The 14,913-nt window shown below is 68.9% G+C and carries 14 protein-coding genes; 8 read left to right on the forward strand and 6 right to left on the reverse strand.

What is annotated here, in order from left to right:
- Positions 1-36: 36 nt before the first annotated feature.
- The 5 genes from ACFWPH_RS20050 to aztB form a co-directional block, all read right to left on the reverse strand.
- Entirely contained in the window at positions 37-564 is a 528-nt protein-coding gene (locus tag ACFWPH_RS20050) for a DUF1990 family protein (RefSeq protein ID WP_378753082.1), read from the reverse strand.
- Between the two features lie 86 nt (positions 565-650).
- Positions 651-2,117, reverse strand: a complete 1,467-nt coding sequence (locus ACFWPH_RS20055; protein ID WP_378753084.1) for a TerD family protein — start codon at positions 2,115-2,117, stop codon at positions 651-653.
- Between the two features lie 281 nt (positions 2,118-2,398).
- Positions 2,399-3,553 (reverse strand): zinc metallochaperone AztD, encoded by a 1,155-nt coding sequence (gene aztD, locus ACFWPH_RS20060; RefSeq protein WP_378753086.1) that lies wholly within the window; start codon positions 3,551-3,553, stop codon positions 2,399-2,401.
- Between the two features lie 61 nt (positions 3,554-3,614).
- Entirely contained in the window at positions 3,615-4,532 is a 918-nt protein-coding gene (gene aztC, locus ACFWPH_RS20065) for a zinc ABC transporter substrate-binding protein AztC (protein ID WP_378753088.1), read from the reverse strand.
- Positions 4,529-6,868 carry a zinc ABC transporter permease AztB gene (aztB, locus tag ACFWPH_RS20070; RefSeq protein WP_378753090.1) on the reverse strand — a complete coding sequence of 780 codons (2,340 nt, stop codon included), beginning with the start codon at positions 6,866-6,868 and terminating at the stop codon, positions 4,529-4,531. Before aztB ends, aztC begins: the two co-directional genes overlap by 4 nt.
- A gap of 59 nt (positions 6,869-6,927) precedes the next feature.
- Between aztB and aztA the strand changes: the two genes are divergently transcribed.
- From aztA to ACFWPH_RS20095, 5 genes are all read left to right on the forward strand, one after another.
- A complete protein-coding gene (gene aztA, locus ACFWPH_RS20075; RefSeq protein ID WP_378753092.1) occupies positions 6,928-7,599 on the forward strand; it encodes a zinc ABC transporter ATP-binding protein AztA in 672 nt (223 codons plus the stop codon).
- A 430-nt stretch (positions 7,600-8,029) separates the two neighbouring features.
- Positions 8,030-8,326 carry a DUF6285 domain-containing protein gene (locus ACFWPH_RS20080; RefSeq protein ID WP_378753094.1) on the forward strand — a complete coding sequence of 99 codons (297 nt, stop codon included), beginning with the start codon at positions 8,030-8,032 and terminating at the stop codon, positions 8,324-8,326.
- Positions 8,327-8,378: 52 nt separating this feature from the next.
- Positions 8,379-9,380 carry a phosphotransferase family protein gene (locus ACFWPH_RS20085; protein WP_378753096.1) on the forward strand — a complete coding sequence of 334 codons (1,002 nt, stop codon included), beginning with the start codon at positions 8,379-8,381 and terminating at the stop codon, positions 9,378-9,380.
- Positions 9,381-9,388: 8 nt separating this feature from the next.
- Complete coding sequence (locus ACFWPH_RS20090) at positions 9,389-10,672, forward strand: acyl-CoA dehydrogenase family protein (RefSeq protein WP_378753098.1); 1,284 nt, start codon at positions 9,389-9,391, stop codon at positions 10,670-10,672.
- Positions 10,673-10,733: 61 nt separating this feature from the next.
- Positions 10,734-11,510: a crotonase/enoyl-CoA hydratase family protein gene (locus ACFWPH_RS20095; RefSeq protein WP_378753100.1), complete on the forward strand. Its 777-nt coding sequence runs from the start codon at positions 10,734-10,736 to the stop codon at positions 11,508-11,510.
- A 7-nt stretch (positions 11,511-11,517) separates the two neighbouring features.
- Here ACFWPH_RS20095 and ACFWPH_RS20100 read toward each other — a convergent pair whose 3' ends face one another.
- On the reverse strand, positions 11,518-12,471 hold the full coding sequence (locus ACFWPH_RS20100) for an LLM class flavin-dependent oxidoreductase (protein WP_378753102.1): 954 nt from the start codon (positions 12,469-12,471) through the stop codon (positions 11,518-11,520).
- A 224-nt stretch (positions 12,472-12,695) separates the two neighbouring features.
- Between ACFWPH_RS20100 and ACFWPH_RS20105 the strand changes: the two genes are divergently transcribed.
- The 3 genes from ACFWPH_RS20105 to ACFWPH_RS20115 all read left to right on the forward strand — a co-directional run.
- Positions 12,696-13,208 (forward strand): hypothetical protein, encoded by a 513-nt coding sequence (locus ACFWPH_RS20105; RefSeq protein ID WP_378753104.1) that lies wholly within the window; start codon positions 12,696-12,698, stop codon positions 13,206-13,208.
- Between the two features lie 449 nt (positions 13,209-13,657).
- The gene (locus ACFWPH_RS20110; RefSeq protein WP_378753531.1) at positions 13,658-14,203 is read left to right on the forward strand and encodes a copper chaperone PCu(A)C; all 546 of its coding nucleotides are present in this window, start codon (positions 13,658-13,660) and stop codon (positions 14,201-14,203) included.
- 22 nt (positions 14,204-14,225) lie between these two features.
- On the forward strand, positions 14,226-14,913 hold a 688-nt coding region (locus tag ACFWPH_RS20115), incomplete at its 3' end, for a Dyp-type peroxidase (protein ID WP_378753106.1).

A 14,913-nucleotide genomic window follows, 5' to 3' on the forward strand; every position in this document is an offset into this window, starting at 1 on the left:
CATCAATGATTGCAATACTTGAGAGGACAGCGGGCATTACGGCAAGGACGGCGTCCGGCGCAATGTCACGAGATACGCCTCTGCGGCCAGGCGTTGCGCAGCCCGGGTCACCGGCCCGCCGAGACGGGTGTACCAGGCCGCGGGGCGCGAGAATGCTGCGACCACCCCGTACACCGTCGCCGTCGCGCGGTCGTATTCGACCGCGAACAGCTCCTCACCCGACGCGGGATGGCCCGGCAGCGTGCCGTAGGCGAACCCGCGGCGATCCTCCTCGTCCAGGACATACACCACCCGGCACGGCGCGAGTACACCCACTCGCCCGATCCCGAGCCGGACCGTCACACGCGCCCCTGGTTCGGCCCGCGGCGTCTGCGCCTCGGCCAGCAGGCCCAGACCACGCTGCATCCGGTAGGACAGGACGGCGTCCCCGAAACGCCGGAAATCGTCGGGGCCGCGGCCGAGCCGGCGGCGGACCTCCAGGCGGTGATATCCGGCGGGCATCGAGCCGCGGGTAGCGCCCACGTCGGAATAGGTGAAGGCCGGACTGTCGGCGGAACTCGTCACGGCTCGATTGTCTCTCGCAGCCGGCTGTCGACCGTGCGCAGGGCGACCGCCGCCTCCGCGCCGACCGGCCGGCGGCGACCAGACGGTCAGGTGTGGTCGGCTTTGAACTGGTTCACCGGGCCCTTGTCCATCCGCACCTCGACTTGCCCGTCGGGCTGCAAGGTCACCGCGGGGCGATGTTCGGAGAAACGCCGGCTGTACAGCTCGAGACGTTCGATGAGCACACCCTCGGGGCGGTTGTAGACGATGCCCGGAACGCAGGTGAAGATCCAGCTGGACTTCTTAGCCTGGTCGGCCGGGATGCGCACGGAATCCGCGCCGCTCTCGATGGACAGCGTGACGCGGTATTTGTGGAACGAACCGGTCCCGTTGTTGATCGCCGAATACGCCACCGGCACCACCGCGACGATCTCCGGCGCCAACCGCACCTCGATGATCTCCTCGGTCTGGCCGCCGCCACGCTGCACATCCCCGCGGCCGCGGTCACCGAGATGGCGCACCAGATCACCGTACTGCGGGGCCGCCGGAATACCCGCGGCCGGAAAAGTGGAGACATGCACGACTTTCCCGTCGGACAGCACGACCAGCGCATAGGCCTCGTAGTCGGCACCACTGGCCCACGCGACCCGCAGCCGGACCAGCGGCGCCTTCTCCAGCAACACCGGCCCTGCGCCTTTGGTGAGCGTGACGGCGCCCTTACTGAAATTCACACCGGGCGGTGGAGATTGAGACTGCCCGATCCCTGCGGAGTCCGCGGGCGTATGGCCGGGCGCCGCAACGAAACCGGGTGGCGGGCTGCCGGGAGCTGCGGGGGCAGCCGGATGGCCGGGCGTAGCCGCGGGACCGATCGGCGGGTTGCCTGGTGCCGCGGGCGGATGGCCGACAGGGGCCGGCGAATACCCGGGTGCGTTCGGTGGGGGATATCCCGGAGCGGGCGACGGCGGGTACGCCGCGGATACGGGCGGCGGATACGCCGGTGCGTGGTGCCCGGCCGCCGGTTGCGCCGGATAACCCTCCGCCGGCGGCGGCGTCGATGTGCCCGGTGCCGGTGGGGGAGGTGGTGGCGGGGTGGGTTCGTCGTCGACGGTGATGCCGAAATCGGTGGCCAGGCCGGCCAACCCGGTGGCGTACCCTTGGCCGATATTGCGGAGTTTCCAGCCACCTGCCCGCCGGTACACCTCGGCGAGCAGCACTGTCGTCTCGGAGGTCAGGCCGGTAATGGGCAGTTCGTAGTCACCGGCGCCGGCTTCGGTGATCCGCACGGTGAGCGGAATCGTGCCGAAGGTTCCGGTGTCCACCGACGCCGCGACCACCATCCGGTGGGTGCCGCCGGACGCTGCCGCCAGGTCGATCGTGATCTCACCGGCCACCAACCGCACCGACGAGTCGGGGGATACCGGCTGGTTGTAGAACACGAAATCGGCATCGCTACCGACCTTCCCATTTTCCCGCAGGCACAGGACGGTGAGGTCGATCCCGGCCGGGGCCGCCGATATCCGCACCTGTCCACCTCGTAACGCGGTATTCGCGCCCTTACCGATCATCTCGGACATCTGCACCGCACCCCTGTCGTTCGTGGCGTTCTCGACCAGGGTAGGGCCGGAACGACTGAGCCGGAGGGGAGCGGTGAGTCCAGCAGGTCGGGCTACTCCGGTCGGGGCAGCGAGTAATGGCCGCCTGCCTGGGAGGTGGTGCTGATGCCGGTCGGGAGCCGAGTAGCAGCGGATTCGGGTCCGAGGCACACCGTGGAGCCGTGCTGCGCGCGGTGCGGGCCCGGCGGGGTCCGGGTCCGCACCGCGCGGAGGGCCCTGTCAACGGGCCGCGCAGCTATCGGTCAGGAACTCACACCGCTGAGTTCGTTCGGCACATCCGGCAGGGTCGCCGACCCGGTCACCGTGCCGGCGGCCAGATCGATCCGGTGGATCTGCTTGGTGGCCGGATCGGAGACGTAGGCGATACCTTCGCGGACGAACAGCGCGGGCCGCGGCTGCTGCCAATCGATCGGCTCCTGCCACGAGCCGATGACATCGATGGTCCGGGTGACCGTACCGGCGACCGGGTCGATCACGTGGATGGCGCCGTCGGTGCCCAGCACCAGCGCCTCACCGTGCGGGCCGCGGGCCAGCGAACGGAAGGTGTAGCTGGTGCCCAGGTCCACCAGCCGCAGCGTGCCCTTTTCGGTATCGATCAGCGAGATACGCTCCGGGCGTTCGAGTTCGGCGAACTCGTCGGTTTTGTAGTCGCCGAGCACGATCGGGGAGACCTCGCTGCCCGCCTGGTTACCGATCCGGCCATAGGAGTCCGGACTGTCGACCTTGGTGAGTTTGCCGTCCCGGTACACCAGAACACCGTCCTCACACCCGACGACCAGGGTGTCACCGGCAGCGGTCGCCTCACCGTGCACCCCTGGGCACTTCTCGTTGCGGGCGACTTCCTTGCGGTCGGCGTCCAGGATCATCATCCCGGTCCGCTCCTCCTCGTTACCGAGGGTGACGGCGAGTTCACCGCTCTCCAGCTCCACAGCCACACCGTGATGCGGTTCGGCGGCCTGGTACTCGGTGGTTTCCGGGGCACCCTCGGCGAGATCGGCGGGATCGAAGGAGATCACTTTTCCGGTGCCGTCCGAGAAAAGCACCGTGCGACCGGCATGGCGGACGACATGCCCCGGTTTCGGGCCGGGGAATTCGATATCGGTGAAGCGTGCTCCGGCCGCGTCCAGCACTTCGAAACCGTCCGTGGTGGACACGATCACATGCCGATCGTCGCCGGCGGGATTGATCCGGTTGAATCCGCTGAGTTCCACCCCGCCGCCGCGCTCCAAGGTGGTGCCGTCCAGCAGATGGATACCGCCGTCGTAGGTGACGGCCAGCGGTTCGGCAATCGCGGTCTGGTCGCCGGAATCGGCATTGCCGCAGCCGCTCAACGCGACCACCGCGGTGAGCAGGCCGGACAGTGCGACCGCTCTTCGGGTGCCGGATCGATTGTGCATTGTGTTCCCTCATCTTCTTCGTGCTGCCCGCGGCGGCGATTCACCACGGGTATTGCGGGGGTCAGGCGGGTGCGAGACCCGTCACCATCGCGGTGGTGTTGGCGCGCATCATCTCCAGGTAGGTGGCGGCGCCCGCACCGGGTTCGGTCAGGGATTCGGAATACAAGCCGACGATCCGCACCTGGACACCGGCCTGTTCGGCCAATGCCTGCGCCAGCCGGTCGGGCCGGGCGGAATCCACGAATATCGCGGGCACCCCGGTGGTGCGGATCGCGCCGGCCAGGTCGGCGAGATCGGCGGCGCTCGGGGAGGCCAGGGTGGTGCCGCCGGGGATCACGGCACCCACCACCTCCAAATCGAAACGGTCTGCCAGATAGCCGAATACGTGATGGTTGGTGACCAGTTTGCGGCGTTCGGGTGCCACGGTGGCGAAGCGTTCGGTCATCCACCGTTGTAGCGCGTCGAGTTCGGTGAGATAGCGGTCGGCGTTCGCCCGCACGGCCGCGGTATCGATATCGGGGACCGAGGCGATCACCTCGTCGCGGATCGCCTCGACCGCCCGGTGCACCCGCTGCGGGTCGGTCCAGAAATGCGGGTCGAGTGTGCCCGCGGAGTCGCCGGACCGGTAGGGGAGCGGGTCGATCCGGTCACCCACCGACAATGTCGGCACCCCGGCCTCGGTGGCCGCCGTGACATGCCGGGCCAGGCCTTCTTCCAGGCCCAAACCGTTCTCGACGACGAGATCGGCCTGGTCGAGCACCGCGGCGTCCTGCGCCGAGAGTGCGAAGGAATGCGGATCGGATCCGGGCGGCATCAGCACCGTGACCGGCGCCGTATCACCGATCACGGCGCGGGTGATATCGCCGAGGATATCGGTGGTCACGACGACCCCGCCGCCCCCGGAATCGCTGATACCGCAGCCGCTCAGCGCGAGTACGCCGGCGACGAGGGCGGCGCAGATACGGGTGATCCTGGTCATCGGCCGGTCTCCACCATCAGGTCGGGGTCGATATCGAAAGAGAAGGTGCGGGCGACGCGCAGATCGTCGGCATAGTCGATTTCGTGGACCTCACGGCGGGCTGGATCGTTGAGGTAGGCCCGTTCGGAATCGACCAGCAGCACCGGCACCGCGGCCGGATCCACAGGTGCGGAAAGCGCACGGTGGTGGGCGGTTTCGGCGCCGGTGCCCGGATCGTAGGCGTGCAGTACGCCGTCGGGGGTGAGGGCGAGAATCGCGGTCCCCGCGCCCGCCGTGGTCGCGGCGGTCACCGGTCCGGTCTCGATCGGCCGCCAGGTGCGCCGGGCGATATCGAGTACCAGAACCCGCGACTCCCGGACCGCCACCAGCACGTCACTGCTCGGCCGGTGGTGGAACTCGGCGACGCTGCCGGTCGTCCCGGCGGGATACGGTAGCTTTTCGGCCGCGAACCGATCGTCCCGCTCGGTCACCAGCAATGCTCCGTCACCGCAGGAGAACACCGCGCCGCGCCGGGTCACCGTGGTTCCGCCCGGATTCGGGCATTGCGGTGTCAACGTCTCGACGGGCTCGTTCTCGCGAGTGCGGACCTCGATCTGCGCCGAACCGGGGGACGCGACGAGCAGGTGTCCACCGTAGGGAACCGCCACGCCCTTCACCACCGGGCCGGTGCGCAGCTCCCCCTCATCGAGAGCTGCGCGATCGGCCGGCACGGTGGATCCGGTGTCGAGCACCGCGGCGGACACCACGGGATCGCTGTGCGCGGACCGGACGGATCCGTCGACGACGCCCACCGGGCGCGGCTGCGCGCGGTAATAGTGCACATGATCACCGTGGTCGACGACCCAGCTACCGCTGTCCACCACGGTGGTCGCGTCGCCCGCGGCGAGATAGGCGTAACGACCGTCGCCCGCGATGCCGGTGACGCCCGGTACCGGCTCCAGGTCCGCGATCTCCTCGGTCACCACATCGAGCAGCCGGACCGCACCCGAATCCCGGTCGGCGATCACCAGCCGAGGCTGCGCGCTCGCACTCTCCTCGGCGCCCTCCACATATCCGTGCGGCACCGATTCGGCCGGCTCCTCGCTACCGCAGGCGGCGACCGGCACCACCAGCAGCCCGGACAACGCCACTCGCGCAAGGGTTTGCATGCTCAGCGGTCGTACGGCCGGCCGGAACCGCCGCTTCTTACCCGGCGGGGAGCCGTCGATCGCGCCGGGGCCCGAATCAGGTACCCCAGGCGTGCGGTCCGCTACGGGCGGTGAGCCGGCAGCATCCACACCGTGACCATCTGATTCGGAGTAGTGCGCAGTGCGGGTCTCGGGCCTTCCACCCCCGGTAGTACGCGGGCCGGCGGCGCTTGTTCCGGCCGGTTCCAGCGTTTCCGTACCCGTGCTGTCTCCCACCGGTGCGGATTCGCCCCTGCCTGCGCTGCCCGCAACGGGACTTCCGGCATGGTTGTCGGCCGGTTCGAGCCCGCCTTCACCGCTTGCCCCGGAACCGCCGGATCCGGTGCGTGTCCGCACCGCGCTGCGCACTCGCGCTACCAGGGCGGAGAGGAAGAAGATCATGACCGCGGTCAGCGCGATGGTCGCCCCGGCCGCGGTGCCCGCATGCCAGGAGATCAGGAGCCCCAGCACGGTGGACAACGCGCCGATCCCGGCTGCCAGCACCATGATTCGCGGGATGCGGTGCGTGAAATAGGTCGCCGCGGCCGGAGGGGCGACGAGTAGACCCAGGACCAGCAGGGTGCCCACGATATGGAACGACGCCGCGATCGCCAGCGTGAGCAACGCCAGCAGGGCGATCTGGGCGGCGCGCGGCCGCAGCCCGAGGGTGTGGGCGGTGCGCGGGTCGAAGCTGAGGGCGACGAAGGCGCGATGCCCCGTCCCGGTGATCACCAGTGCGATGACCAGCGCCGCGAGCAGGAAGAGTAGGTCGCCCGGTCGCGTGGCGAGGACGTCACCGAACAGGAATCCGGTCAGGTCGACCGCGAACGATTGCGACCGTGATATCAGGATCACCGCGGTGGCCAGCATCGCCACGAACAGCAGCCCGATCCCGGTATCGGTGGACAGCCGGCGGTTGCGGCTGAGCACCGATACGCCCGCCGCCATGGCCGACGCGCTCACCAGCGCACCGAGGAGCAGGTTTCCGCCGAGCAGCGCGGCCACCGCTACCCCGGGCAGCATCCCGTGCGCCAAGGCCTCGCCGAGAAAAGCCATGCCCCGCACCACAACCCACGTACCCGCGAGGGCGCACAGGCACGAGACCAGCAGTCCGCCCCACAGAGCCCGTTGCACGAATGAAACCTCGAACGGGGCGATCAGCCAATCCATGATCGTAGACTGTAAACTGATAACGATTGTCATTACAAGTTGGTTGCGGGAGTCACAGTATGTGCACGGCGGATATCGAAATCACCGGCCTGTCGGCGGGATACCGGGACAACCCGGTATTGCACGACGTCACGGCGACCCTGCCGGGCGGCCGGGTGACCGCACTGATGGGTCCCAACGGCTCCGGGAAATCCACCCTGCTCGCGGTGCTCGCCGGCATCCTGACTCCGGCATCCGGCACGGTCGACCGGCCCGGCACCCGACGCCCGGCACTGGTCGTCCAGCAACAGTCGGTCCCGCCGACCCTGCCGATCACGGTCGCCGAAACCGTCGCGATGGGGCGCTGGGCGCAGCGCGGTCTCTGGCGCCGGCTCACCCGCGCCGACCGGGCAGTGGTCGCGGACTGCCTGGCGCGCATGGATATCGCCGCTCTCGCCGGCCGCCGCCTGGACACCCTGTCCGGCGGTCAGCGCCAGCGTGTCCTGCTGGCCCGCGCGCTGGCGCAGCAATCGGACCTGCTGCTCCTGGATGAACCGAGCACGGGATTGGATGCCTCGGCCCAGGAAGCAATCGGTGCCGCGGTCCGGGAGGCCGCGGCAGCCGGGGTCACGGTCGTGCACGCTACCCACGATCTCGCCGATGTCCGGCACGCCGACCACTGCGTACTACTGCGTGGCGGCCGCGTCGTGGGAACGGGTGAACCCGAGGCCGTCCTCGCCATCGCGGCGTAGACCTCGCTCGGCGTAAACCGGTGTGCAGGCGAGTACGCGGTCTCGTCTTCGCGGGGTCCGCAGTGCCCGGCTGATATTCGAGGTGATCGTCGGGGAACGTGCCGAACGCGCCGGGCGTTCGGCACGGCCGATAATCCCGGTGGCGCCGAGGCCGACCCGGGCGCCGCCGCGTGCTTCCTACCGGATTCTGTGCCGGTTGATGCGCACCGCCGTCGTGAACCTCTCGCGCGACAGCAGAGCGCCCAGGTGGGTTGCTGCCAAGCGATGGCGGGAAAGTGAACCCTGGTGCGACGGTGAGAAGATCCTCTACTGTTTGTCTCACCCGCGCCCATAAGCGACGACAAGGAGGTCGGATCGTGGACTCCAGCGAGCGTGCCGCGGCACCGGCCACCGAATCGGTGAGCGCCGGAATCCGTCGAGGGGAGCCGTAGTGCAGAACAGACCCACGGCAGCCGAGCTGCTGGAATCACTCGCCGAACTGCTGGAGGACACCTTGCTGCCGGCGCTACCCGCCGATCTGCAGCATCGTGCGCGGGTCGGCGCCAATCTGGCGCGCATCCTGGGCCGCGAGGTCGAGCTCGGCCCCGCGGCGGCCGCCCGGGAGCAGGAACTGCTCGAGGCCGTTCCGGCCGGTGACGAAGAAGCGCTCTGGCAGGCTCTGGCCGAGGTGGTACGGGCCGATCTCGCTATCGCCAAACCGGGCTACGACAGCTGGGAGGGTGAGTGAGCGTGGCAGTGGCGAAGCGTGATCACCCGGGGCCTCGTGCAGTGGAGGCGGTATGAGTACCGACCCCGCCCGTGGCCTCGCGGATTTCCTCACCGGAGAACTCGGTGATCAGGTCACCCTCTCCGATTTCCGGTTCCTCTCGGCCGGCGCGCGACGCCGCAATATCGCCTTCACCGCTACCGTCGGGGACACCCCGCGCCGTGTGGTCGCGACAGTGGTGCCGCCGGCCGTCGAACTCATGCCCGTCGAAGCGGAAGCCGGTGTCCGGGAGTTGGCACGCGCACACGGCGTTCCTGTTCCGGAAGTCGTCGCGACCTGCACCGACACCTCCTACGTCGGCGAACCGTTCCTGATCTCCGAACATATCGACGGCGACACCGTGCCGCGCCGGGTGCTGCGCACCCTCGCCGCCGCCGGGACCGCGCAGCACACGGCCCGGCAGTGGGGCGCGGCCATGGCCAGGCTGCACAGCATCGACCCGGCCCAGGCCCCAGAATCCGTTCCGGCGGCCGGTACCGACCCTGCCGCCGAACATCTCGCCGAGGTGGCTGCGGTGGTGGGCGAGCTCCTGGCCGACCGGCCCGTGTTCTCGCTCGCCCTGCGCTGGCTGGAAAAGCGGCTGCCCGGCCCGCCGCCGCGGCCCGCACTCGTGCACACCGATATGCGCAACGGCAACCTGATCATCGGCGCGGACGGGTTGCGGGCCGTCCTCGACTGGGAGGGTACGCAACGGTTCGGTGACCCCATGCGCGATGTGGCCTGGCCCGCGCTGCGTATGTGGCGGTTCCGGGAGGACGCCGAGGAATTCGGTGGTTTCGCCGACCGCGACACCTTCGTGCGCGGATACGAGGAAGCCGGCGGGAGTTTCGATCCGGACCGCTACCGCTGGTGGAAGGTGATGGGCACCCTGTACTGGGGCGCCGGTCTGGCCCAGCAGGCGGCCGCCCACCTGGACGGCACCGTCCGCGATATCGTCATGGCCGCCAGCGGGCGCCGTGTCTCGGAGATCGAATGGGATCTGCTCATGCAGATCCGCCCCGCCGCGAAAGCTTAGGAGTCATCGTGGATTTCGAACTGCCCGCCGACCTGCGCGCCTATCTGACCGAACTCGACGAGTTCATCGAACGCGAGATCGAACCCCTCGAACAGACCGGCGACAACATCCGGTTCTTCGACCACCGCCGCGAGGACGCCCGCACCGATTGGGACCGCGGCGGCCTGCCGAGTGCCGAATGGGAGGAACTGCTCGCCGAATCCCGGCGCCGCGCCGACGCCGCCGGCCACTACCGTTACGCCTTCCCGAACGAGTTCGGCGGCCGCGACGGGACCAATCTCGGCATGGCCGTGATCCGCGAGCATCTCGCGCACCGCGGACTGGGCCTGCACTGCGATCTGCAGAACGAGCACGCCATCGTCGCCAACAATGTCGGCCTGCTGCTGATGCTGGAATACGGTTCACCGGCGCAGAAAGAGCGCTGGGTGGACGGTCTGGCGGCCGGCACCCGGTTCTTCGCCTTCGGTATCACCGAACCCGAACACGGTTCCGACGCCACCCATATGGAGACCACCGCCGTCCGCGACGGTGACGACTGGGTGATCAACGGGACCAAAACCTGGAACACCGGCGTCCATATCGCCGACGCCGACCTCATCTTCGCCCGCACCTCCGGCAACGCCGGCGACGGCCGGGGCATCACGGCCTTCCTGGTCCCCACCGACGCGCCGGGGTTCGAGGTCGAGGAATACCTGTGGACCTTCAATATGCCCACCGATCACGCGCGGGTTTCGCTCACCGACGTCCGGGTCCCGGATTCGGCGATCTTCGGGCAGGAGGGCCGGGGGCTGGCCGTGGTCCAGCATTTCTTCAACGAGAACCGCATCCGGCAGGCCGCCTCCAGTCTCGGCGCCGCACAGTACTGCGTCGACCGGGCCGTCGCCTACGCCAATGAGCGCAAACCGTTCGGTAAACCGCTGTCGTCGAATCAGGCCATCCAGTTCCAGCTGGTCGAACTGCACACCCAGTGCGAGATGTTGCGTGCCCTGGTGCACAAAACCGCCTGGTCGATGGATAAGTACGGCACGTTCGCGGTGTCCGAGCAGGTATCGATGTGCAACTACTGGGCCAACCGCCTCTGCTGTGAAGCCGCCGACCGGGCCATGCAGGTGCACGGGGGGCTCGGCTACTCCCGCTACACCCCGTTCGAGCACATCTACCGCCACCACCGCCGCTACCGGATCACCGAGGGCGCCGAGGAGATCCAGATGCGCCGGGTGGCGGGATACCTGTTCGGATTCATGGATCGTGCCGCGGTGAAAGGCGTCGGCGGCACCACCGGCCAGGGGTAGCCTTCGGCCGCTCCCGCCGAATGCCTCGTAACGTAGCGATCCCTACAGGCAAGGAGCTTCCATGACTCATCCGGCAGTACGAATTGAACGCAACGGCCCGGTTTTCACGGTGATCCTGTCGCGCCCCGAAGCCCGCAATGCCGTGGACGGCCCGACCGGCGCGGCGCTGTACGAGGCGTTCACCGCTTTCGACAACGACGAGTCGGCGTCGGTGGCCGTGCTGTGGGGTGAGGGCGGAATCTTTTGTGCCGGTGCCGATCTCAAATCCGTGGGCACCGAGCGGGGTAACCGGCTGGCCGCCGACGGCCCCGGCCCGATGGGACCGAGCCGGATGCGGCTCGGTAAACCCGTGATCGCCGCGGTCGCCGGGCACGCCGTCGCCGGCGGTCTGGAGTTGGCGATCTGGTGCGATCTGCGGGTCGCGGCCGAGGACGCGGTATTCGGTGTGTTCTGCCGCCGCTGGGGAGTTCCGCTCATCGACGGCGGCACCGTGCGCCTGCCCCGGCTGATCGGCACCGGGCGGGCCATGGATCTGGTACTCACCGGCCGGCCGGTCGATGCGACGGAAGCCCTGTCCATGGGGCTGGTGAACAGGGTCGTGCCCGTCGGTGAGGAACGCGCGGCCGCCGAGGAACTGGCCGCCGAGATCGCTCGCTTCCCGCAGACCTGTGCCCGCCAGGACCGGCTCTCCGTGCTCGAACAGGAAGGGATGACCGAGCAGGAAGCCCTGGCCAACGAATGGGAACACGGCCGGATCTCCGTCACCGACGCCGTCGCGGGCGCCCGGCGCTTCGCCGACGGCGCAGGCCGCGGCGGGTCTTTCGCCGACTTGGGCTGACGGACCCTCAACCAGGCAGGTGTGGCATGACCTCGGCCGCGAACAACTCCATGGTCGTGGCCGCCTGTTTCGCGCCGGTCATGAAGATCACCGAATCGATTCCCTGCTCCGCGCGTCCGGCCAGCCGGTCCACCAGCATGGCCGGTGTACCGACGTAGCCTTCGTCGAGGGCGAACGCTTCGGCCCCGTAATGCCGGCGCGCCCGGGCCTGGACCTCGGGGAGTTCACGTTCGTTCTCGGCGATCGCCAGTATCGCCTGGTGGGAGCGGCGGATCGACGCGGGGTCGCGATCGATGCGGCCGCATTCGGCGTCCAGCAGTTCGGCCGACCGGCGGTGGTCGCGCAGTCCGTAGGTGGGCACATTCCAGACATCGGCGTAGCGCGCGACCAGCGGCAACGTGTACTTCGGGCCCGTACCTCCGATATGGATCGGCGGGCGCGGGCGCTGAATCGGGCCGGGCACATTGGCGATATCGCTGACCTGGTAGTGCCTACCTTCGAACGAGGTTCGCTCGCGGGCGAACATCGAGGTGATGATCTCGAGCGCTTCGCCCAGCCGTTCGGCCCGTTCGCGCGCCGGGCCCCAGGGCAATCCGGCCTGCTGGTGTTCGCCGGGAATCGAACCGCTGCCGAGTCCGAATTCGAGCCGCCCACCGGAGATCACGTCCAGCGAGGTCGCCATCCGGCCGAGGACGACCGGGTGCCGGAAGTTGTTGCACAACACCAGGGCGCCCACCCGCAATGTCGTGGTGCCGGCGAGCAGTGCGGTCGCCGCGGTCCATGCTTCCAGGGCGGGATGTTCGGGCAGCCCGGGCGACCAGAGATGGTCGAAGAGCCAGAAATTGGTGAATCCGGTGCGTTCGGCCGTTCTTGCGAGCTCCAGCAGTGGCGGGTACTCCGAAACTATCTGCGGTACATAGATGCCGAGCTCCACAGCACCGAAGGTAGCAGTAACAGCCACGATGAGAGCCGTTTCCGGCCCCGGGGGACGCGATGGGAGTCCACGATATTCTCACCGGCTGTGCGAGGGATTCGCGGGCCTGCTTTCTGGTATGGCGTCCCCGAGACTCGTGGCGCGGCATTCGATGTGATGCGCCGGCGGCGCATATCGAATGGCGTGGTGTGCAGTTTCCCCCGCCCCACCCTCGGTTAACTACACCGTGTAGTAGAAGCTAGACTTCCGTTATGGCCTCGGATGCGAACCGCGTATTGCGTGGTGCATCCGTCGGCGCGCTGTCGGCGATCGTCACGGCCGCGGCGCACGGCGCCGGGGGCGGGGCGCTTCCATCCGAAGCGGGCGCCTTACTGCTCGTCGTCGTATGCACGGCCATCGGCTGTGCCGCAGCATCGATGCGCGGAATATCGCGAACCCGCCTGATGGGGGCGCTCGCGGCCGCGCAGGCGCTCGGCCATCTCGCCCTGTCGGCGATGGCCGGACACCCGCACAGCGCGACAGTCGACAACCGCATGCTCTGGGCGCATCTGGTGGCGGTCGTCGCGGGGGCGTATCTCATCGATGCCGCCGAGCGCGGTTCCCGGTGGGCGGTTTCCACACTCCGGCGCGTAGTGCCCGGCCCGGGGCCCGTGCCCATCGACCGGACGGTGCGCGTGCCGGTGACGGTCTATCGGGTCACCCGCACACCGCAACTCGTCGACCTCTCCGGCACCGGCACCCGCGGCCCTCCGGCCGCCACCTGATCCGCCCCACCACCCGGCAGAACGGGTAGAGCTGTCGAGCGGCGGGTTGCCGTGCGCGGCCCGGCAGCGCCACCGGCCTCCTCCGGCAGATCGGTGACCGCCTGCGCGGTCTCGATCAGTCCGTGCTCGAGGTCGCGAGGCGGTAGGGCGGAACGATTTCACCTGACGACAGGACGAGACATCGACGAGGTCTCGTCCCGACCGGAGCTGCCCCGCCCCCTCGGGCTGTCTCGTTGCTCATATCGGTGAGCGCGATCCGCATATCCGTGTGCCGTGTGCCGTGTGCCGTGTGCCGTGTGCCGTGTGCCGTGTGCCGTGTGCCGTGTGCCGTGTGCCGTGTGCCGTGTGAACGAACTGCATGCGCGAGCCGCGAGCCGCGTGCGCCGAGCCGTGAGGTGGGAACAGTGCATGCTCGCCGACTTCCGATCCGAAAGTGATCACAAATGAAAATGTCGATCCGACGCAGCGCCTTCGTGACGGCGCTGTCCTTCGCCGCCGCATTCGCGGGGGCCTGTTCCAGCGAGGAGGCGGAATCCGCCCACCGTCAGGCCGATTCCGTGGTCGTCCACGAACAGTGGGTGAAGGCCGCCGATTCCGGGATGACGTCGGCCTTCGCCGAATTTCGCAATTCTGCCGATACCGAGGTCCGTGTGGTCGCCGCGTCCTCACCTGCGGCCGGATGGGCCGAACTCCACGAAATCGCGCCGGGGGATACCGGTGCGCCGGTGATGCGACCGAAAGCCGGAGGTTTCGTCATCCCCGCCGGCGGCACCTACACACTCGCTGCCGGCGGAGACCACCTCATGCTCATGGATCTGCTCGCCCCGCTGACACCCGGTGCGGAAACCGAGATCACCCTCGAATTCGCGGACCGGTCCACCAAGACCTTCACCGCGCAGGTCCGCGATTTCGCGGGCGCTCAGGAGAATTACCAGCCGGGCGGTGATTCCGCCGATGCCCCGGCCGCCCTTTCGACCCCCGCGCACGGTGGGTGAGCGGGCCCCGCAGCGGCGAGCGATGAGCCGTCGGCGGCTGCTCGGTGCGAGCGCCGCCGCCGTCGGCGCCGCGGGAGCCGGTGCGGGAATCTACGGTGTCGCCGAAGGTGCCGAGCGGGCGGAGGCCGCCACCGGAACCGATACCGCCGCCTGGGACGGCCCGCGCCAAGCCGGGATCGCGACCACCCCGCCGCAAGCGCACGCGATATTCGTCGGACTCGACCTGTTGCCGAAGGTGGGGCCCACCGAGCTGATCGGCATCATGAAGGTCTGGACGGCCGATATCGCCAGGCTCACGCAGGGCCGCCCCGCGCTGGCGGATACCGAACCCGAATTGGCCGCCGCGCCGGCGCGGCTCACCGTGACCGTCGGATACGGTCCCGGTGTCTTCGTGGCGCTCGGCCGGCCGGAGGCCGCGCCGCCGTGGCTGGCGCCGCTGCCCGCGTTTACCATCGACCGCCTCGACCTGGCCTACACCGGTGCGGATCTGGCCCTGCAGGTCTGCGCCGACGATCCGGTCACCGTCGCGCACGCGGTGCGGGTTCTGTTGAAGAACGTCAGGTCATTGGTCACCGTGCGGTGGACGCAGCGTGGGTTCCGTCGTGGGCGGGGGGGCGGAAAAACCGGACAAAACAAAACACACACCCCCCAGGGAGGGGGGAAAACACACCCACCCAACCCCCCCACCACCCCCCCCCCCCCCCCCCCTT

It is taken from the genome of Nocardia sp. NPDC058499, assembly GCF_042719915.1.
GTDB lineage: Bacteria > Actinomycetota > Actinomycetes > Mycobacteriales > Mycobacteriaceae > Nocardia.